The organism is Marinobacter sp. es.048 (assembly GCF_900188435.1).
Lineage (GTDB): Bacteria > Pseudomonadota > Gammaproteobacteria > Pseudomonadales > Oleiphilaceae > Marinobacter.
In genome coordinates this window covers 1,029,522-1,049,117 of record NZ_FYFA01000002.1, presented here as the reverse complement: position 1 = coordinate 1,049,117, position 19,596 = coordinate 1,029,522, and the positions used below count along the sequence as shown (strand labels likewise).

Here is a 19,596-nt window from a genome sequence, read left to right as displayed (position 1 = left end):
CTATTTGCACTTACATTCATCGCAGTGGGGCGCAGACATGGCGAAAGAGTACTCTAGACGGCAGTTTCTTGTTGGTTCCGGGGCACTGGGACTCGCACTGACATCACCGCGATTGTTCGCGAGCGATGCCACCAACCTGTCCTCATCAACTCCCATAACCCGACAAATTCCGGGAACGGACGAAGCCATCCCTGCGATCGGCATGGGCACCTGGATCACCTTCAACGTCGGTGGCGATACGCAACTGGTTCAGCAGCGCACCAGGGTTCTGAAAACCTTCTTCGATCTGGGCGGCACGGTTGTAGACGGATCACCGATGTATGGCAGTGCCGCAGATGTTATGGGTGAAGCTCTGGATTCTCTGAACGCCCACGATCGGATTTTTGCAGCGACCAAGATCTGGACCGGCGATGAATCAGAAACCCGGCAGGAGGCGGCACGTTCGGGCACGCGCTGGGGTGTCGATCAATTCGATTTGTTGCAGGTTCATAATCTGCTGGGCTGGCAAGGGCATCTTGAAACCCTGAAGCAGATGAAGGCCAACGGTGAGGTTCGGTATATCGGCATCACCACCTCCCACGGTCGACGGCACCGGGAGTTCGCTCAGATTATGGAAAGGGAGCCGCTGGATTTTGTGCAGCTAACCTATAACGTTCTGGATCGCGAGGTTGAGGATAGGTTGCTGCCACTGGCCGAGGAGCGGGGAATCGGGGTAATCGTCAATCGTCCGTTCCAGGGTGGTTCGCTGTTCCGCCGGTTTCAGTCGGAGCCGCTGCCTGGTTGGGCCGGGGAGGTCGGCGTCAGCAATTGGGCGGAGTTCTTTCTCAAGTACATCATTTCCCACCCGGCGGTGACCTGTGCCATCCCGGCGACCAGCAAGGTCGAGCACATGAAGGAAAACATGGGGGCGATGCGCGGCACATTGCCTGATGCCGATCAGCGCCAGCGGATGGCGGATTACGTGAGGTCGCTGTGAGTGGGGCTGACTGGCTGAGCTACTCGCTGCAGGATTTCGTGATGTTCGGGCCGCAGGTTTTTCTGCGGCTGTTTGTTCGGATCAACCAGGATCTCTGGCCCTGGCAGTTGCTGGCGGTGATTATTGTCATCTTTATACCGGTGCTGGTTCTGAGGCAAAACAAGGCGGCACGGCGTTTGGCAGTCGGTCTGATGGCGCTTGCCTGGGTTTCTAGTGGTTACGGATTTCTGGTGGGCTATTTCGGCCCCATTAACTGGCCGGCGGCGTGGTTTGGTTGGGCCTTTGTGGCTCAGGGCCTGTTGCTTGCAGCTGCCGTATTTGCCGGCGGCATTCATTACAGCAGGCTTTCGGTTGGCGAATTTGCCCTACTCTGGCTGATCGCCGTGTGTGGATTACCCTGGTTGGCGGTAGCTAATTCCGGCCAGTGGCATGCGGTCGCGCTGTTCGGCGTAGCGCCCGGCACTACCGCTGCGGCCGGCGCGCTGGCCTTGGCACTCATGACCAGGACCTGGCGCTGGCTTTACTTGCCGCTGCTGGTGTTATGGAGTCTGTTCAGCGCAGCCATCTTATGGGTTCTTCAGACCTGGTTGTTGCTTGTCACCCCGGTGGCTACGCTCTTGCTGGTTGGAGCCGGGTTCTGGCTCAGTCCCAGGCGGGTGCGAAGTCTGGATTAGCGATGCGCTCGTTGCGGTCCAGCTCATCAATGGCGCGGATCTCTTCCTCGCTCAATTCGACTTTCAGCGCCTCCAGGTTGGCCTTCTGGTGGCCGGGGCGTGTTGAGGAGGGGATCGGCACAACGCCTCTCGATGCCACCCAGGCAATAGCTATCTGCGCCGGGGTCAGGTTTCTCTCACCAGCAATGTGCTGCAGTGTCTCGTCCGCCATCACCTTGCCAACAGCCAGCGGCATGTAGCCGGTAACGGTAATGCCGAGCTTCTGGGCATGCTCTACAACCTTTCGGTTGGCGAGGAACGGGTGCACTTCTACCTGGTTGGTGAAAATGGGCGTGTCACCCAGAATCTCTTTTGCCTCATCCATCTGGGCGCAGGTGAAGTTGGAAATGCCGATGTGCTCGGTCAGACCTTCGCGCTGGGCATCCCTCAGGGCGCCGAGATACTCTTTCATGGGCACTTCGTCGTCGGGCGATGGCCAGTGAATAAGCGCCAGATCCACATGGTCGGTTTTCAGCCTCGCGAGACTGTCATGCAGGCTGTTGATGAGATCGCTGGCGTGCAGCTGGTCGTGCCAGATTTTGGTGGTCAGGAAAATTTCCCGACGCGGAATGCCACTGGAGGTAATGCCATCACCAACTTCCGCTTCGTTTCCATACATCTGGGCGGTATCGATATGGCGATAGCCCAGGGACAGGGCGCTCTTGACGGCATCACGGGCGTCGTTGCCCTTGAGCCGGAAAGTTCCCATGCCGATCTTCGGAAGTGCGCTGAATGACATAATGTCCTCCTAAGCGAGTGATGTGTTCTTAAACTGGTGCCGGCAGACTGGTTCTTCAAGTGGCCGCCCGGTATCATCGCGCCTGAATCAACCTCTGAGCCGAACCAGTGAGGTCCGCACCATGTACACCGGTCGTTGCCTGTGTGGCGATATCCGTTTTGAATACGATGGCACTCTCGGTCCGTTGGCCCTGTGCCATTGCAGCCAGTGCCGGCGAGCCCACGGCAGCGCGTTCTCGGCCAGCGCGCCGGTGCAGAAGGTGAGGTTCCGGTTCGTATCCGGCGAAGACAGGATTACCGAGTTCGAATCTCGCCCCGGCAAATACCGGGGCTTCTGCAGCCGTTGCGGCAGCCAGCTTTACAGCCGTGTTGACGCCATTCCCGGAATACTGCGTCTGCGAGTTGGATGTATCAACGAACCCCTGGGTAAGGGGCCGGCCCAACATGTGTTTGTGGGCTCAAAATCCGACTGGTTCGAGATTACCGACCAGCTGCCCCAGTTCGAGAAAACCGAACGAACCAACGATCCTCACTGAAGCGGCACCATCCGATAGACCTTGCCTCGCGGTGAGTCTGTCAGCAGCCACAGGGCACCCTCCGGGCCCATGCGCACGTCGCGGATCCGCTCACCGAGGTCTGTCAGGAGATTTTCTTCCTCGGTCACATCTCCACCCTGAATGCGCAGGCGCACCAGTTTTCGCATCTTGAGTGCCCCCACAAACAGATCCCCCTGCCATTCCGGGAACAGATCACCGGTATAAAACGCCATGCCAGATGGTGCGATGGACGGGTCCCAGTAATGTAGTGGCTGGGCCATGCCTTCCTTCTCGGTCTCGTCTGTGATGGGCAGGCCAGAATAGTCGATGCCGTAGGTGATTGTCGGCCATCCGTAATCGGTTCCTGCCCGGATGATGTTGATTTCGTCGCCACCCCGGGGACCATGTTCGTGGCTCCAGATCTCGCCCGTTTCCGGGTGGATGGTCATGCCCTGAATGTTGCGGTTACCGGTTGTGTAGAAGGTATCGTTAACGCCGCTGGTGTCGAGGAAAGGATTGCCGGGCGCGGGGCCGCCGTCAGTCGTAATCCGGTGAACGCCGCCGGCATCATCACCATTGTCCTGGCCCCGGTCCATCTCGCCGCGGTCTCCAACAGAGATGTAAAGATTGCCTTCCCGGTCGAATTCCATGCGACCTGCAAAGTGCCTGCTGGTGTTCGAGCGGGGTAGCGCTTCAAAGATGACCTCAACGCCGGTAAGGCGTTCTCCGTCCAGTCGGGCCCGCGCCACACGGGTGGTCATGCCGTCCCGGTTTCGGTGGGCATAGCTCAGGAACAGAATCTGATTCTGTTCAAAATCCGGGTGCAGTATCACGTCCAGCAGCCCGCCCTGGCCGGATACGACGAGCTCTGGTATCCCGCTGATGGGGTCGCTCAACAGCGCACCGTTACGGATCATTCGCAGCCGTCCCTCCCGCTCCGTCACCAGCATGGAGCCATCCGGCAGAAACGCCAGGCTCCAGGGATGCTCGAGGCCTTCTGCCATGGTCTCGAGCCGGAAGTCTGTTTTATCAGAGGAAAAGGTCTGGTTCGCCACGCTGGGAACGGCAACCAGCAATAAACTGCCTGTCAGGACAAGGTGTTTGAGTATACCCATTGGAGCCTCCGTTCCTATCGGTGCAGTGTGAACATTCAGAGTAGCAGTTGAAGCGGGCTTCGCCGAAGCGCGTCCCATTACAAAGAGTATAGGGCTTCATACGAATGACAGATCAGCGTTCTCCTGTTGCAAATAATAATGATTCGCAATAAAGTAAAGCCCACTGGGTTTGCGTCAAACGGGAGAAAAAGGAATGGCACCCGAACAGGAAATGATCGAAGGTTTGAAGCTGGCGGCAGGGGCGGGTGTGCTTATTGGCCTGGTTGCCATTGGCCTGGCGTTGTCGTCCGCCCTTGGCGGATGAGTGCGGCGAGCCGCTCTTTGCGATGCACGCCGCAGGTGCCGCAGTAGCCACCGTCCGGCAGCAGGTATTTCAGGCAGCACCCCCTGCGTTGGGGGATTGCGGTGGCCTGTTTCCCGAACACTGCTGGAATCCAGTCGATGAAACGGTTTGCGTCGTTCTGAAACTGCCCGAGCCAGCTCTGCGCCAACTGGCAAAGCGCTTGTGGCTCGGCCCGGTTCCACACAACTGAAAACGGCGCCCCCAATCCCAGTCCGATACTGCTCCAGTAAGCGCCAGGACTGACCCCCAGCTGGCGTCTGAACACCGGGTACCATTGAGCAGTCAGTTCTCCTGCCGACCGGACAAAGTTCTCTTCATCGACCCGTTCCCCGCCGGGCACCCGGAACCATCGTGATGCTGTCTGTGTCTGTTCGTCCGCAGGGGCCAGGAATATTCGGTTGGCGTCAGGTAAAGGCGCCTGGCCGTCGCGGAACAACCTGAGAGTCAGAGGCGCAATGACGCTGAGCGCAAGATCCTGCTGCAGCACAGAAAGGAACGCGCGCACGGCTTGGGAACCGGCGTTATCGGAGTAGTCGATGGCAACCTGATTGAGCAATAGCGACGGTTGTTCCAGGCATTGCGCCAGGGAGAAGAGTCCGCTGCGCGCGCAGACAGAAGGTTGCAGCGCCTCGTTCACAACCGATTCCTGGTCAAGCCCTGACTGGCTCAGGAGAATGCTGTATTCACGGGCCCATGGGCCGACCCCAATGTTGCGGTCAGGCTCTGCCATGGCGACTCAACCCCCAGAGGAAATACAGGCCGCCGACCAGAGCGGCCAGAAGTCCCGCCGGCAGCTGGTTGGGGTAAACAACAATTCTGGACAGGTAGTCGGCAACGCCCAGCAACAGGCCTCCGGCAAGGGCAGCAACAACCAGCTGCCGTCCAACGGTCTGCTGGCCAAGAACACGGGCGAGATGGGGGGCGATAAGGCCCACAAAGCTCAGTGGGCCGATTACGACCGTCGCCGAAGCGGTCAGCAGCGCCGCCAACAGAAGCAACATCAGGCGGACTTTCGTCACCGGCAAACCCAGTGAGCTGGCCGATGTTTCTCCCAGGGGAAGAATGCTCAGGGGCCGGATAATCACCAGGAGGCCGGCCGAAATCAGCACAATGAGCGCCAGCAGGCCCAGTGCCTCGGTCTCCGAAACCAGCCAGGTAGACCCGTACATCCAGTTAAGAAGCTGAGAGGCGACGGTGCCACCGGAAGCCATGACCAGGCGAAGGCCCGCGTCCATGAACACGTATAGAGCGAGTCCGCCAAGCAGGAGCTGGTTGCCGGCAAACCGGTGCTTGCGGGCAAGCATGATCAGCAACCCCAGGGCAGCGGTAGCGCCCAGGGTGGCCGCTCCAAGCTGTCCTGCCCGGCCAATATCGGCACCGAACAGCACAATGAATACCATGACTACTGCCGCGCCGCCGCTGATGCCGAGCAGCTCCGGGCTGGCCATGGGGTTGCCTGTCATTCGCTGGATCAGTGTGCCTGCAAGGCCCAGGGCGACGCCGGCAAGAATCGCTGCCAGCATTCTTGGGCCGCGCCAGACCCATGCCTCGTGCCACTGGCTGATCGGAGTCCAGCTCCATTCTTCCAGTCCGGGAGACCAACCCATGGAAATGGCAATGGTGACTAGCACAAGAGCCGCGATGGCTCCGCCAATGAGGAGGGTAGAGCGCCTCTTCGGCAGAAAGCCGGCCGGGCTGTCATCCTGACCCGGCATGTGATGGGTGTTCTTCAAACCCTGCAGGGCCATCAGAATAATGGGCCCGCCGATCAGGGCGGTGGTCGTGCCGGTTGGCACCAGTGATCCGTCGCCCCAGGTGGATGCCCAATGGGCCAGGGTATCCGCCAGTAACAGCAGACCTGCGCCGAGCAGACTGCTCCACATCATGCGCTCCGACAGGGTACGGGCGCCCAGCAGCCTTGCCAGCACCGGTGCCGCAAGCCCGATAAACGCCACGACACCAACCCGGCTGACGACGGTGGCACTCATCAGGACAACCAGACATAGCGCCAGTGCCCGAATCAGACCGACCTTGGCACCCAGGGACCGGGCGGAGGTCTGCCCCAGTTGCATAACCTGGAGCGGGCGCATCAAGAGGACCATGAATACGGCCAGCACCAGCACCCGAGGCCAGAGCTCCATAAACGGTTGCCAGTTGTTCTGGACCAGTGAGCCCGCGCCCCAGATAAACAGGTTCCCCAGCCATTCGCCTTTAAGTAAAAGGAACGCCATATTCACGGCGCCCAGGAAAAACGTGACGACAAGCCCGGCCAGTATCACGGTCACTGGCGAGAAGCCCAGGTGCCAGGTGAGCGCAATGACCAGTCCGATGGCCAATAGCCCGCCGGAAACCGCCACCAGGTCCGGACTGAAGGCCAGCAACGCAGGAAAAAACATCGTGGCTATGGTGATGCCGAATTGGCCGCCGGCCTCCACGCCCAGGGTGCTAGGCGAGGCCAGTGGGTTGCCAAGAATCTGTTGGGTCACAACCCCGGCGAGACCAAGGCCGCAGCCAATCAGGACGGCCATGGCGACACGGGGTGCCCAGCTGTGGTGTGCGAGCACCGATGCGTAGTCGTTCGCTTCGAATGTCCAGAAGGCAGCGATGAGGGCTCCGGCGTCGAGCTGGCCAAACCAGGGCGCCGCGCTCGCGAGAAACGCGCCACACCAGATCAGCGCTGCCGCCACTGGCAATCTTGCTGGCAGAGATGGCTGAGCGACCGGGTTGGTCGCAGATTCAGCGTACATTGTCTGAACCTCCGGCCAGCAGCTCATCGGTAAGCAACGTTGCCAGCCGTTTGACCGGGAAGACTCCCCCGAACGGCCAGACTGGCTCGATCTGGTAAATCTGATCGCGCTGAACCGGTGGCAGGTAGGTCCAGAAAGGGCTGTTGGCCAGGGTGTCAGGCAAGCCTGGCGAAATCGGAGAAATCACGACGATCCTGCTGTCCCGGGAGGACGCAAGTGCTTCGAGCCCGACCACCGAGAACCCCCAGTAATTCCCGGAGTGCGACCAGGCGTTCTCGAGACCAAGGGCGTTCAGCGTGCTCTGGTAAAGGCCGTTGGGTGCGTATACGCGAACATGGCGGTCGTCCAGAAAGTTCACCAGCGCGACCGGTCGGTCCGTGAGGCCGGCATTCTCCAGGCGACGGCGCTGAGCCTGCAGGGTCTGGTCGATATCGTTGAGAACGGCCTCTGCGCGCGCCTCCCGGTTCAGCATTTCGCCGAGAGTTGTAAGCATATCGCTGGCCTTTTCGAACGGTCGGGAGCCTTGCTGGTAGACGCTGACAACATAGGTGGGTGCAATGCGCTCCAGCAGGTTGGCTGCGGGCGCCATCTCGGAGCTGGTGACGATCAGATCCGGTTTGAGCTCGGCAATGGCTTCCAGACTCGGCGCCACCCGGGTGCCAATGTTGGCGACTCCCTCTGGAAGTTCCGGTTCCTTGACCCAGACGTTATAACCGTCGCGATCGGCAACGCCAACAGGGGTGACGCCCAGTAAAAGCAGCGCCTCGGTGGCGGCCCAGTTGAGAGCGATCACCCGTTCCGGAGTCTTGTCCAGGGTCAGGGTGCCCTGTTCGTGCTGCCAGCTTGCGGCTCCAGCAAAGACCGGCAGCAGACTCAACAGCAGTGCCGCGCCGTATCGCCAACAGAGTTCAAATCTAGTGAACATAGGACACCCACTGTCCGGGCGCGCGCTCCATCACGCCCATGGGCACGCCGTAAATGGATTCCAGGATGCCGGAATCCATGATGTCCCGAGGGCTGCCATCGGCAACCAGCTGGCCGGATTTCAGGGCCACGAGCCGGTCGCAGAACCTCGCTGCAAGATCTACATCGTGCAGAACGACGACCACGGTGAGGTCCCGCTGCTCCGCGAGACGATGGACCAGGCGCAGGGTTTCCACCTGGTGTTTTACATCCAGGGCGGATATGGGCTCATCCAGCAGCAGGCAGCGTGTTTGCTGGGCCAGCAGCATGGCAATCCAGGCCCGCTGGCGTTCACCGCCCGAGAGCGTGTCGACGGAGCGATGCTGGAACTGGCCGAGTCCGGTGTCGTCAATGGCCCGGGTGATCAGGCGCTGGTCTTCCTCGTTATAACGTCCCAGCGGTCCGCGCCAGGGGTAGCGACCCAGGGCAACCAGCTCGCGAACCGTCAAGCCATCGGTTCCCGGCGGATGCTGGGGCAGGTAGCCCACATTGCGGGCAAATTCCCGTGCACCCGTGCTCCGGAAGGATTTGCCCAGAAGCTGGACATTGCCTTCTGAGGGTGCAAGTTGTCGGGCAAGCACCTTGAGCAGGGTGGATTTGCCGGAGCCGTTATGCCCGAGCAGGGCTGTCACCTCACCCTCAAAGAAACCGAGGTTCAGATTCTGAAGTATGGTGGTTTCGCCAATTCGGACATCGAGACTGGAAACGTCAAAAAAAACAGGCATGCAGGCTCCCGAAATGCTGAGGGTCTGCAGAATAATTTAAATGCGAATCACTATCAATACATATTGCGTTAAATGGCTGCCTGTATTTGCCCGGTCTGCACCCGCCATTGATTGGCGTAGGCCCCATCCTGGTCGAGCAGCTCCCGATGAGTTCCCTGTTCCAGCACTTTGCCGCCCTCGATTACCGCAATGGAGTCGGCATCAACGATGGTGGAGAGCCGATGGGCAATCATGATCACGGTCCGGTTATGGCCGATACGTTTCAGTGACCGCTGGATGGCGGCTTCTGTTTCGTTGTCCACGGCGCTGGTGGCTTCATCAAGCACCAGTATCGGCGGGTCTTTCAGCAGGGCGCGGGCGAGGGACAGTCGTTGGCGTTGTCCGCCAGAAAGTCGAATGCCCCGTTCACCCACCGGTGTGTTCAGGCCCTCGGGCAGCGCTTCAATAAACGACCAGGCTTCCGCGGTTTTCGCTGCATCAATGATCTCGGTATCGGAGGCAGCCGGATTTCCATAGGCAAGGTTTTCCCGAATGGTGCCCTCGAACAGGTAGACATCCTGACTCACCAGCCCAATTGCGCCGCGCAGGGATTGCAGGCTGAGATCCCGAATGGGTTGTCCATCGATTCGGATTTGGCCGTTGCTCGGATCGTAGAACCGCAGCAGCAACTTGATCAGAGTGGATTTGCCGGAACCAGTCGCGCCGACCAGCGCAAGGGTATTGCCGGCTGCCACGGTCAGGCTGATATCCCGGATGCCTGCGCCGCTGGAGGGATAGTGAAAGCTTACTTTGTCCAGCTCAACATCGCCTTGCACCGGCTCTGCCAGTGCCCTGCCACCCTCGTCACGCACGTGCACGGGCTCGGCCAGAAGGTCGAGAATCCGACGGGTGCTGGCCATGGCCCGTTCGAACAGATCAATCACCTCGGCAAGCCCGGTCAGGGGCCACAGCAGGCGCTGGGTAAGAAATACCAGAACGCCATAGGCACCCACGTTCAGGTTTCCCTCAAGGGCCATCATGCCGCCCACCGTAAAGGTGGCCAGGAAGCCGGCAAGAATGGCCATCCGGATCACCGGGATAAAGGCGGAGCTGATGCGGATGGCCCGGCGATTGGCCTCCACGTAGGCTTCGCTGCTTTCCTTCAGTCGCTTGGCCTCCCGCTGTTCGGCGGTAAAACTCTTTATAGTGGCAATGCCACCCAGGTTGTTCGCGAGCCGGCTGGACAGGTCACCCACTTTTTCACGAACGTCGGCGTACAGCGGCCCGGCTTTGCGCTGGAAGTAGAAGGCGCCCCAGATGATCAGTGGAATGGGCGTGAATGCCAGCAGGGCGATCAGCGGCGAAAGTACAAAGAATACGGCACCCACGGCAACGACGGTCACCAGCACCTGGATCATGGCGTTGGCACCGCCATCAAGGAAGCGTTCAAGCTGGTTCACGTCGTCGTTCATGGTGGCCACGAGCTGACCGGAGCTGCGGGCCTCGAAGAAACTCATGTCGAGGCGCTGGGCATGCTCGTAGGCATCCTGCCGCAGGTCCGACTGCAGGCGCTGGGCAAGATTGCGCCAGAGGATCTGGAACAGGTATTCGAACAGGGATTCACCGGCCCAGATAAAGAAGGTGAGTACGGCAAGAATGGTGATCTGTTCCTGGGCGGTTTTAAAACCCAGACCAGCCACAAAGCTCTCTTCCTGGTTGACGACCACATCGATGGCGACGCCGATCAGGATTTCCGGGGCGATATCAAAGAGTTTGTTGATGATCGAGCAGGTGGTGGCGGCGATGATCTGTCGGCGATAGCCACGGGCGTATCTGAGCAGGCGGGCCAGGGCAGCAAAACTGCTGGTGGTTTTGTAGCTGTGTGAGGACATACTCCGCTTCTCTCCCGTGAATCACGCAGGCCCGCGTTGAGCCTGCAAAAGATAAGGCGGGAAGGGTAGCGGATCTGCCTGGGTTTTAAAATAGAATCATTATCAATTGCGTGCGTTTCTTTGTAGCCAGCGGTCGAGCTTGTCGGCGAATTCCTTACGGTCGGTCTGGCTGAAGGGGGCCGGCCCTCCGGTGACCTGGCCGGCGTTACGCATTTCTTCCATAAAGTTGCGCATGGCCAGGCGCTGGCGAATATTCTCTTTGGTAAAGGCCTGGCCGCGGGGATTGAAGACGTCGGCGCCTTTTTCAATGGCTTCGGCGGCCAGTGGGATGTCCTGCGTGATCACCAGATCGCCTTTGTGCATCTGGTCCATGATTTCGTTGTCGGCCACGTCAAAGCCCTGGGGAACCTGTCGGCGCTTGATGTAAGGGCTCGGAGGCAGGGTGATGGCGTGGTTGGCGATGAAGGTGGTGTCGATTTGCCAGCGGGTGGCGGCGCGGCAGAGGATTTCCCGGATTGGGACGGGGCAGGCGTCGGCGTCGACCCAGATTGGCATGGTGGTTCCTTCTTTTGGCGTGGCTCTGCTGGGAGTTTACCTTTTGTTGTTGTGAGCTTGGTAGTTGGTATCCGCGTATTTAGGATTGTGGTTCTACTTCAGTGGTTGAGGCATTGGGGCCGTTGTTCCAAAAACCGCTACGAGCACTTCCCTGTGCGCTTGTTTCGGGCCATCCTTGGCCCTCTACATTTTTGGAACAACGGCCCCAATGCCTCTCTCAGACATCCGTGGTTTACCCGCGGTCGCAGTACCATTTAAGAGAGGTGTCGGAAATGATTAGCCGAATTCTATTTTCAGGTTTGTTAGCGCTCCTGTTTTCGTTACCGGCCTTTGCTGCCGATAACAACGAAGAAGCCTGGGACGCTCTGAGAGACGGACGGGCTGTTCTGATGCTGCGTCACGCATTGGCGCCGGGGACCGGGGACCCGGGTAACTTTGATATTAAAGATTGCAGCACCCAGCGAAATTTGAACGATACCGGCCGGGAGCAGGCTCGGGCGTGGAAGCCGTTTCTGGCAGACCATGGTATTACCGAGGCGCGGGTGTTCAGCAGTCAGTGGTGTCGTTGTATGGACACCGCCACGGGGATGGACATGGGTGAGGTAACCGAGTGGCCGTCGCTGAATTCTTTTTTCCGGAATCGTGGTGACGGGCCGACTCAGACTCGGCAGACCATTACTCTGGTGAATCAGTTGGAGGAAGGTGCTCCGGTGATCATGGTATCGCACCAGGTGAATGTCACTGCTTTGGCCGATATTTTCCCGTCGTCCAATGAGGGGGTGATCATCGCCTTGCCTCTGTCAGAGACGCCAACGGTTCTGGCAAGGGTCTCGCCCGGGCGTTGATGGTATAATCTTGCGCCCATTCAATTAACAGGAAATGATAATGTCGCAGCTCCCGCCATGCCCGCAGTGCAGTTCTGAGTACACGTATGAGGACGGCGTTCAACTGGTTTGTCCCGAGTGCGGGCATGAGTGGTCTGAGGCTGCGGCTGCGGCGGCTGACGCCGGGACGATGATTCGCGACGCCAACGGCAATGAGCTTCAGGATGGCGATACGGTCACTGTGATCAAGGATTTGAAGGTCAAGGGTTCCAGTTCCGTGGTAAAAGTCGGCACCAAGGTGAAGAATATCCGCCTGGTAGACGGCGATCACGATATCGATTGCAAGATCGACGGTATTGGTGCCATGAAACTGAAATCGGAGTTCGTCAAGAAAGCCTGACGACTACCCCGCTGTTGCGCTCTGGATCTGTTGCTCCAGTTCCCTCGCAAGGCCCGGGTCGAGCTGGAGGGCGCTGGCGAGTTGATCCAGCCAGGCCCGCTCCATGGGGTTCTGCTCGTCGATCATTACCGCGCTCACAATGTAGATTTCCCGACTGGCCTGGGGCGAGTCGGCATTGCGGGCCAGGGCAGTGGCGTCCAGCGGGGCGTCAAACTGCTGTTGAATCCAGGCGTGGAGTTCGTCGTCTGGCCCCAGTTTCTCGATTTCCTGGGTGAGAAGGGCTCGCTCGTTGGCGTCAATGTGGCCATCCGCACGGGCCGCCATGATCATGGCCTGGAGTATCTCCAGCCCCCGTTGTTCCTGTGCCTGTCCTTGCAGCTGCTCCAGTGGCTGTCCCTGTTGTACGACCGCCGGCTGGGCCGGATTCTGACTGTTGGTCTGGTAGTTCTGGTAGGCTTTCCAGGCCAATACACCCACGCCTGCAAGGGCACCGTATTTGAGGGCTTTGCCGCCCATCTTTCGGCCGCGCTTGGAACCCAGCATCATGCCGAGGGCTCCGCCGCCCAGCAGGCTTTTTACGTCGATGCCCGAACCGGATCCCTGGGCGCCTTTGAGCTGGCTGCCAAGGCTGTTCACCATTTTGTTGACGTCCATGCCACCACCCTGGGACTGGCTTCCCTGGGCCTGTTTCATTACCTGGTTCAGGACAGACATCACGTTCATAAGCACACTCCTGTCGTATCGATTGGCGCTCAGTTTATTAGACTATATCACCCGGTATTTTCTTTTTTGGTGGGCCTGGAATTACTCTGTTGTCACGAATCGCAGTATTTAGTTCCCTGGAAAATAATCGGGATTAGATTAAGGATGGAAATTGCAATGCGGTTTGCGTGCTCTCGCTTATACTGATGCAACTTGTTGGTTAATTTCGTGAACCTTTGGAACTGCTTTGGCGATTCTCAAACGCAATCTCTGGACACTCTTCGCTCTTATCCTCCTCGGTGGCCTGTTGCTCCTCAGTACCGTTCTGTTTTTTCGTTGGCAGGGCCTTATTTCGGACGAGAAGCTTTACCAGACCGCCCGTGTCGAGCTGGTTGCGCAGTCCGTTGACAGTATCCTGCGAACTCAGGAGCTCGTTCTTGATGTTATTGGCCGAGAGTTGCTCAATCAGGACAACCTCTTGTCAGGGAGTCGACAGATACCCTTGCTCGACAGCATCCTCGCCGCCAACCCCATGCTCGTGGGCTTCGGGTTGGCCAGGCCTGACGGCACGCTGGTTCGTGTCAGCACCAGCCTTGACCTGTCGAGTCTTCCAAATCTGAGAACCGATCCCGAGACTCGTGACAGTTTCCTGGGAGCCCTGTCTTCCGAGGCAATGGTAGTGGGGCGGACCTATTTCGTAGACGCCCTGGGCGCGTGGGTTATACCGATCCGGAAAGCAATACGGTCCCCGAGTGGGGAAGTCGTTGCCGTCATGACAGCCGGCATGCGGCTTGATGGCCATGGTTCGGTTTTTAGCCAGACCTTGCATGACGGCGACTCTGACACTGTAATGCTGTTTCGGGAAACCGATGGCTATGTTCAGTTCATGTCGGCTGAAGGCGTTGGTCCGCATCAGTATTCGCAAATCCGGGTGCCGGTGGACCAGCGGGAGACAAACCGGGCAGCCTTCGAGAAGGAGCTTGGCCTGAGTGTCGAGGAGGGCATGCAGGGTAGTGAGTCGGTGGTTATCCGAACCCGACGCCAGGGTGAGGATTATCTGACTGCAGCTGTCTTCAACAACCGCTACCAGTTGTGGACCATTTCGGAAACCCGGTTCGCTCCGCTTTACCGGGAATTTCTCCAATCCGTGTTGCAGTATCTGCTGGTGTTCCTGGTCGTCGGAATTATTTTCTACAAGGGATTCCGGATTATCGACAACGCCGAGAAAAAGCGGCGTCAGGAGCTTTCCTACCTCTCACGGCACGATGATCTGACCGGGCTGTTGAATCGCAATGGGCTGCTGGATCGCCTCGACAGCCTGGTTCCGGATAGAACGCCGTTCTGCTTGGTTGTGGTCAACATTGATAATTTCAAAGGCATCAATGACCGGTTTGGGCTGGAGACCGGAGATGAAACGCTTCTGGAGTTCGGTCGTAGGCTCGCCGAGCTTGTTGAACGCCGCGATGATGTTGCCCGGCTCGGTGGCGACGAGTTCGCCGTCGTGTCCCCCAACACCAACCTGGAGGACGTTGAAGAGGCCTGCGTGTCGCTGGCTGGCAACCTGTCCCGTGCGTTTGAGGTAGGGCGATTGAGGTTGCAGGTAACGGCGAGTATCGGTGTGGCCTGTTTTCCGCATGACGGGGATTCCCTTAGCAAGCTGATTCGAAGTGCCCATCTTGCCCTGTACGAGGCTAAACAGAGCCGGAACGACGTCTGCATTTACCGAAGCGAGATGGAAATGGCCTATCTGCGCAGACTATCGGTCGAGCAGCGACTCAGGTATGGCCTGGCCTCGGGCTCCCTGTTCATGGTCTACCAGCCGCAGGTAGACGAGATCGGAAAAGCTGTCGGACTGGAAGCGCTTGTTCGCTGGCAGGATGAAGAGCTCGGCGTTGTTTCACCAGCGGAATTTGTTGATGTCGCTGAGAAAAGCGGGCTGATGGTTCCTCTCGGGCGATTTGTGGTTGAAACCAGTATCCGGGAATACAGCCTGTTTCGTGACGAGGTCGGCCGCTCCGTCGACTTGTCTATCAACATCTCTGTTATCCAGTTTCGTCAGCCAGACTTTGTCGAAACAGTGCTTGAGGCTCTGGCAGTGCACCATGTGCCGCCCGGTGAGCTGGTCGTCGAGATCACCGAGAGCCTGTTCATGAGTGACTTTGATAAAGTGCTGAAAAAGATCGAACGATTGCGCGAGAACGGGATACGGATCTCGATGGACGATTTCGGTACGGGTTACTCCTCGCTCAGTCTTTTACGAAAGCTGCCGCTTGACGAGTTGAAAATCGACAAAAGCTTTGTGGACACCATTCTGGAAGACGAAAAAGCCGCGAACATGATCCAGAGTATTATTGCCATTGCCCGGAGCCATAACATGGAGCTGGTTGCCGAGGGTGTTGAAGAGGAGGCCCAGGCCAGCGCCTTGGTCGAGATGGGCTGTCGACGTTTTCAGGGTTATTACTTCAGTCGTCCGGAAAGCTTGGACAGACTGAGAGCGAACCCTGCTCTCGCCATCGGGCATTGATCCTGTCTGCGACCATTCGTCGCACTGAAAAACTTGGATCCATGGGGTCGTCTTCTTATCCTTTATCTAAACATCAACGACAAGGAATACTGGACATGAAGTACTGCCTGAGCGTATTTGTGCTGGCATTGGCCCTGGTTGCCCCGACGACTCTGGCCCAGTACAGCCAGGGTTCGGTCAAGGTCGAGCATCCCTGGAGCCGGCCTACACCGCCTGGCACTCCCATGGGAGTGGGGTATATGCGTATCTCCAACAGCGGCAGCAGTGATATCACCCTGGTTGGTGCAGCAACCCCAAGGGCTGGCAGCGTATCGATTCACGAGACCAGCATGCACGATGGTGTGATGCGAATGGCGCCGGTCAGAGGCGGGCTTCCCATTCCGGCGGGTACTACCGTGGAGTTGAAACCCCACAGTTTTCACCTGATGCTGGAAAAATTGAAGAGCCCGTTGCGCGAGGGTGAGAGCATTCCGCTGACCCTGAGCTTTGATGGCGCGGACGATATGCAAGTTGAGCTGAATGTTGCGCCGCTGGACGGGCAAACCATGATGAACGACCAGAAGGCGAATCATTCTGGTCATTCCATGGATCACAGCGGCCACTGAGCGTCGACTCAGCTTCGTCCGCGAAGTTTGTCAAGGACGCCCTGAACCCACCCTTTGGCATCGTCGAGGGTGTGGTTTCCTTCCACTAGTTGACGGATAGCCTGTAACTGATTGTCGAACAGCCCGGCTTTGTGCAGATCGGCCGGGTCTTCATCAGGACCAAGTGGCAGAATATTTTCAAAGTAAGTGCCGCCCAACAGGCGGCGCAGAATACCCTCACCCAGAAACGCTTCGTTGCTGTTAAGGGTTCTGGTTGCCCGCAGCAAACGCCGTATATCGTATTGTCCCGGATAAATATCGGGCACCTGTTTTTTGATGCCCAGCAGGCTGTAAACCCCAATGCGGGCCGTCCGCACCGAACTTTCCAGTGTGAACACAACGTCGTTATGGGTCTCTACGAACTGCCCGATGCAAGCGAGATTGGTGCAGCCTGAAGGGACTACCTGAGGACGGTCGCCTCTGGCCCTCGGCATGAATTGTGACGTGATGTAAGGCATCAGCGCGATGCGGGTTTTTGTGGCAGCCAGTACTTCGTTTATCTGGTCCTCCAGTCCGAGGTGGTAACACAGCTCAATCAACACTTCTTTACCGGTGCATTCGGGCATCGTCTTGTTGACGTAATCACCGGGTTTATCCATCAGCAGAGCATAGGTCCACAACACAATGACGTCGTCTGGCTGATCGGGGAAGTGTGGCTGGCGATTGCATGTGAAGCTCATCAGCCAGGCAGAATCTGTAAAGGTTATAATTCCGCCAGTAGCCGTGAACCCGGAATAAGGGTCATTAACCGACAGCTCTTTGAGCTTGTCCATCAAAGGTGAGGGTTTGCAGGTAAGCGTCACTGATTCCCACGTTGAGCGGGGTATGTCTCCGCAGAATTTGTCTGGCCGGCCGAAGACGTCGGATTTCTCGGCCAGATTCCTCCAGAGTTGCCAGCCGGATCCTTGGCCGGCCTTGTCACTATCTTTCAACCTCGGAGCGTTATCGTCGTCGCCGTAGGCGGTATCCTCGGTCATGGATCCGGTTGTGACGAATACCAGATCATGTGCGCCGACATTGAATGTCTTGTCCCCGTCTGCACTGTGGCATTGGATGGTCTTGACGGCTCTGGTGCCATCTCCGCTCTCCATATCCAGATCAGTGACGGTCATGTCGTACTGGATATTCACACCCTGGTCTTTGAGCCATCTCATGAGCGGCCTGACGAAGCTGTCGTACTGGTTATATTTCGGGAAAACCAGTGACGTCATGTCGTTCAGTCCGTCCATCAGGTGCAGGAAACGATGCATGTAGAGCTTCATTTCAAGCACCGAGTGCCAATTCTGAAACGCAAACATGGTGCGCCAGAAAGTGTAGAAATTAGTACTCAGAAAACCCTCACTGAACCATTGCTCAACCGTGATGTCGTCCAGATCCTCTTTCCGGGCCAATAGCAGCCTGATGATCTCAAGCTGCTGGCGCCTGGTAAGATCCATGGTCGAGAAGTCTTTGATCTGTCCCTGGTTTTCCAGGAGCCGGGCTTTCGACCAGTTCTTGTCGGCATCGTTCACGATGCGGTACTCATCAAGCACGGTGAACGGGGCAGGCAGTTCGAGCGCAGGTATTTCTGAGAAAACATCCCAGAAGTTCTGGTAGGTCATCTCCATTTCACGACCTCCACGGACGATATATCCGTCCTCGGCGTTACCGGCGCCATCCAACGAACCACCCTCTATATCCTGCTCCTCAAGAAAGGTGATGTTGCCCGCAGGCATGTGCCCGTCGCGAATGAGAAAAAAGGCAGCGGACAGGCCCGCAATGCCGCCACCGATAATCCACGCCCGGCGCTCCGCTACACCCTCTGTTGGAAGCGGCCGGTTGTTGATATAGCTGCCGTGCAGGTCTGCCGGCGGCAGGGGAGTGTCGATCCCGTTGTGCAGGTGCCTTGATGAGGCGTCTGGTGGCACATCGACGGTCTGTTTTCTCAGGGCTTCGATATGAGGCGCGAGTTTTGAGCCGAGCTTTCTGGTGACATTGGATCTGGCCATTCAGGGATCTCCTTTCCTGAGGGGTAACTATCCCTGAAGTATGCGGGGCGGGCAGGAATTCAGAGTGACACACGTCAACGGGATTTGAATCGTCACCAAATATTCATGGGGCAGGCAAGAGCCGGCCCTTACGACTCTCTGTCTTCAGCGCTCTCCTCGGCTTCGATCTCTGCCTTGCGGGCCTGAATCTTCTTCATTTTTTCATCGGAGATTTTCATGCTGCGTGCATTGTCGCGCAGTATCATCAGGCTGCCCACTATCAAGGCAAGGGCAACAATTATGAATATCCATCCTATGGCTGGCATGTACACCTCCACCAACTGATCCGCTTTCCTACATAGTGGACCACGCATCGATCTGCCACAACTGTCACGCATCCTGCCAGAGGGCTTTAGGGTCCAGTCGATAATACCCTTGCAGGGCTTTGTAAACCTCGGGCTGTTCGTGCTTGAGATGGCCAGGTTGCTGGAAAAACGCTTCGGTCAGCACCGCGAAGAATTCTGCAGGTTCGGTGGCGCCGTAGGGGTCAAGCCACGGTTTATGGTGGTGATGCAGGGAATGTCTCAGATGTTCGTAGGCGTGGGTCATGGCCGATTGCCAGTGCCTGGCCTGTTCTCCGCCCAGGGGCGGAGCGCCGTCCGCGGTGCCGTCCAGATAATCCAGCTGGTGGGCGAATTCATGGAGCATCACGTTGTGGCTGCTGTGCGGGGCTCTGGCCGCTTCCTCACATTCTTTCCAGGCCAGCACCACCTGGCCCCGGCTTGAGGCCTCTCCGGCCCGGATTTCATTACTCTCGCTGACAATCAGTCCGTCGCTTTCAATGTCTCTGACATGATAGGCGTCGGGATAGACCAGAATGCTGCTTACCTCATCAAAATCCGAGTAGGGTCGGGCGAGAATCAGCAAACAGGCATGCCCGGCGATGGTGACTTTCACCGTGTCATTCACTTCAAAGCCGTTACAGCCGTAGAATTCCTTCTCGGAAAGAAACAGCTGCACCCGTTGCTCTAATGCGCACTTCAGTGTTTTGCTAAGTTTTCGGTAAAGCGGCACATTCGAATCAAGGTGTTGCCGCCAGGGTTCTGGGAAGGGGGCTCTCAGTTTCCGTTCTCTCCGCCAGGTGCGATAGAAGAAGAGGTAGAAAATGGTGGCCGCGATCAGGGTCACTGCAAAGACTGCGAAAACAAGTGCTGCTGACATGCTACTCCCAGCGACCGTTGATTGGATTAACC

The 19,596-nt window shown here is 57.9% G+C and carries 19 protein-coding genes; 7 read left to right on the top strand and 12 right to left on the bottom strand.

What is annotated here, in order from left to right; genetic code table 11:
- Nucleotides 1-37 precede the first annotated feature (37 nt).
- Both CFT65_RS15855 and CFT65_RS15850 read left to right on the top strand, forming a co-directional pair.
- Entirely contained in the window at nt 38-976 is a 939-nt protein-coding gene (locus CFT65_RS15855; protein WP_088829028.1) for an aldo/keto reductase, read from the top strand.
- Nucleotides 973-1,650 (top strand): hypothetical protein, encoded by a 678-nt coding sequence (locus tag CFT65_RS15850; protein ID WP_141103821.1) that lies wholly within the window; start codon nt 973-975, stop codon nt 1,648-1,650. The genes CFT65_RS15855 and CFT65_RS15850 overlap by 4 nt, the downstream gene beginning before the upstream one ends.
- Here the strand turns inward: CFT65_RS15850 and dkgB are convergent.
- Nucleotides 1,619-2,428, bottom strand: coding sequence for a 2,5-didehydrogluconate reductase DkgB (gene dkgB, locus CFT65_RS15845; protein WP_088829026.1), 810 nt, complete (start codon nt 2,426-2,428; stop codon nt 1,619-1,621). The two genes, CFT65_RS15850 and dkgB, sit on opposite strands and share 32 nt — an antisense overlap.
- A gap of 121 nt (nt 2,429-2,549) precedes the next feature.
- Between dkgB and CFT65_RS15840 the strand changes: the two genes are divergently transcribed.
- Nucleotides 2,550-2,963, top strand: coding sequence for a GFA family protein (locus tag CFT65_RS15840; RefSeq protein WP_088829025.1), 414 nt, complete (start codon nt 2,550-2,552; stop codon nt 2,961-2,963).
- Here CFT65_RS15840 and CFT65_RS15835 read toward each other — a convergent pair.
- From CFT65_RS15835 to CFT65_RS15805, 7 genes are all read right to left on the bottom strand, one after another.
- Entirely contained in the window at nt 2,957-4,078 is a 1,122-nt protein-coding gene (locus CFT65_RS15835) for a PQQ-dependent sugar dehydrogenase (RefSeq protein WP_088829024.1), read from the bottom strand. The two genes, CFT65_RS15840 and CFT65_RS15835, sit on opposite strands and share 7 nt — an antisense overlap.
- A 251-nt stretch (nt 4,079-4,329) precedes the next feature.
- Complete coding sequence (locus CFT65_RS15830) at nt 4,330-5,151, bottom strand: (2Fe-2S)-binding protein (RefSeq protein ID WP_088829023.1); 822 nt, start codon at nt 5,149-5,151, stop codon at nt 4,330-4,332.
- Nucleotides 5,138-7,168: a Fe(3+)-hydroxamate ABC transporter permease FhuB gene (gene fhuB, locus CFT65_RS15825; protein ID WP_088829022.1), complete on the bottom strand. Its 2,031-nt coding sequence runs from the start codon at nt 7,166-7,168 to the stop codon at nt 5,138-5,140. The genes CFT65_RS15830 and fhuB overlap by 14 nt, the downstream gene beginning before the upstream one ends.
- Complete coding sequence (locus tag CFT65_RS15820; RefSeq protein WP_088829021.1) at nt 7,158-8,093, bottom strand: ABC transporter substrate-binding protein; 936 nt, start codon at nt 8,091-8,093, stop codon at nt 7,158-7,160. Before CFT65_RS15820 ends, fhuB begins: the two co-directional genes overlap by 11 nt.
- Nucleotides 8,083-8,856, bottom strand: coding sequence for an ABC transporter ATP-binding protein (locus CFT65_RS15815; RefSeq protein WP_088829020.1), 774 nt, complete (start codon nt 8,854-8,856; stop codon nt 8,083-8,085). Before CFT65_RS15815 ends, CFT65_RS15820 begins: the two co-directional genes overlap by 11 nt.
- A gap of 68 nt (nt 8,857-8,924) precedes the next feature.
- Nucleotides 8,925-10,727: an ABC transporter ATP-binding protein gene (locus tag CFT65_RS15810; RefSeq protein ID WP_088829019.1), complete on the bottom strand. Its 1,803-nt coding sequence runs from the start codon at nt 10,725-10,727 to the stop codon at nt 8,925-8,927.
- A gap of 102 nt (nt 10,728-10,829) precedes the next feature.
- The gene (locus tag CFT65_RS15805) at nt 10,830-11,282 is read right to left on the bottom strand and encodes a YaiI/YqxD family protein (RefSeq protein WP_088829018.1); all 453 of its coding nucleotides are present in this window, start codon (nt 11,280-11,282) and stop codon (nt 10,830-10,832) included.
- Nucleotides 11,283-11,554: 272 nt separating this feature from the next.
- On the opposite strand from CFT65_RS15805, the gene CFT65_RS15800 reads away from it, so the two are divergent.
- Nucleotides 11,555-12,127 (top strand): histidine phosphatase family protein, encoded by a 573-nt coding sequence (locus CFT65_RS15800; protein WP_088829017.1) that lies wholly within the window; start codon nt 11,555-11,557, stop codon nt 12,125-12,127.
- A gap of 40 nt (nt 12,128-12,167) precedes the next feature.
- Nucleotides 12,168-12,506, top strand: coding sequence for a zinc ribbon domain-containing protein YjdM (locus tag CFT65_RS15795; protein ID WP_088829016.1), 339 nt, complete (start codon nt 12,168-12,170; stop codon nt 12,504-12,506).
- Between the two features lie 3 nt (nt 12,507-12,509).
- On the opposite strand, the gene CFT65_RS15790 is transcribed toward CFT65_RS15795, so the two are convergent.
- Nucleotides 12,510-13,229 carry a tellurite resistance TerB family protein gene (locus CFT65_RS15790; RefSeq protein WP_088829015.1) on the bottom strand — a complete coding sequence of 240 codons (720 nt, stop codon included), beginning with the start codon at nt 13,227-13,229 and terminating at the stop codon, nt 12,510-12,512.
- 226 nt (nt 13,230-13,455) lie between these two features.
- Here CFT65_RS15790 and CFT65_RS15785 point away from each other — a divergent pair, with 226 nt between their 5' ends.
- Together CFT65_RS15785 and CFT65_RS15780 are read left to right on the top strand one after the other, a co-directional pair.
- Nucleotides 13,456-15,732 carry a putative bifunctional diguanylate cyclase/phosphodiesterase gene (locus CFT65_RS15785; RefSeq protein ID WP_088829014.1) on the top strand — a complete coding sequence of 759 codons (2,277 nt, stop codon included), beginning with the start codon at nt 13,456-13,458 and terminating at the stop codon, nt 15,730-15,732.
- A gap of 95 nt (nt 15,733-15,827) precedes the next feature.
- Nucleotides 15,828-16,337: a copper chaperone PCu(A)C gene (locus tag CFT65_RS15780; protein WP_088829013.1), complete on the top strand. Its 510-nt coding sequence runs from the start codon at nt 15,828-15,830 to the stop codon at nt 16,335-16,337.
- Nucleotides 16,338-16,345: 8 nt separating this feature from the next.
- Here the strand turns inward: CFT65_RS15780 and CFT65_RS15775 are convergent, their stop codons facing one another.
- The 3 genes from CFT65_RS15775 to CFT65_RS15765 form a co-directional block, all read right to left on the bottom strand.
- Nucleotides 16,346-18,364, bottom strand: coding sequence for an oleate hydratase (locus CFT65_RS15775; RefSeq protein WP_088829012.1), 2,019 nt, complete (start codon nt 18,362-18,364; stop codon nt 16,346-16,348).
- A gap of 128 nt (nt 18,365-18,492) precedes the next feature.
- The gene (locus CFT65_RS15770; protein WP_088829585.1) at nt 18,493-18,669 is read right to left on the bottom strand and encodes a DUF2897 family protein; all 177 of its coding nucleotides are present in this window, start codon (nt 18,667-18,669) and stop codon (nt 18,493-18,495) included.
- Nucleotides 18,670-18,733: 64 nt separating this feature from the next.
- Nucleotides 18,734-19,564 carry a zinc-dependent peptidase gene (locus CFT65_RS15765; RefSeq protein ID WP_088829011.1) on the bottom strand — a complete coding sequence of 277 codons (831 nt, stop codon included), beginning with the start codon at nt 19,562-19,564 and terminating at the stop codon, nt 18,734-18,736.
- Nucleotides 19,565-19,596: the final 32 nt, after the last annotated feature.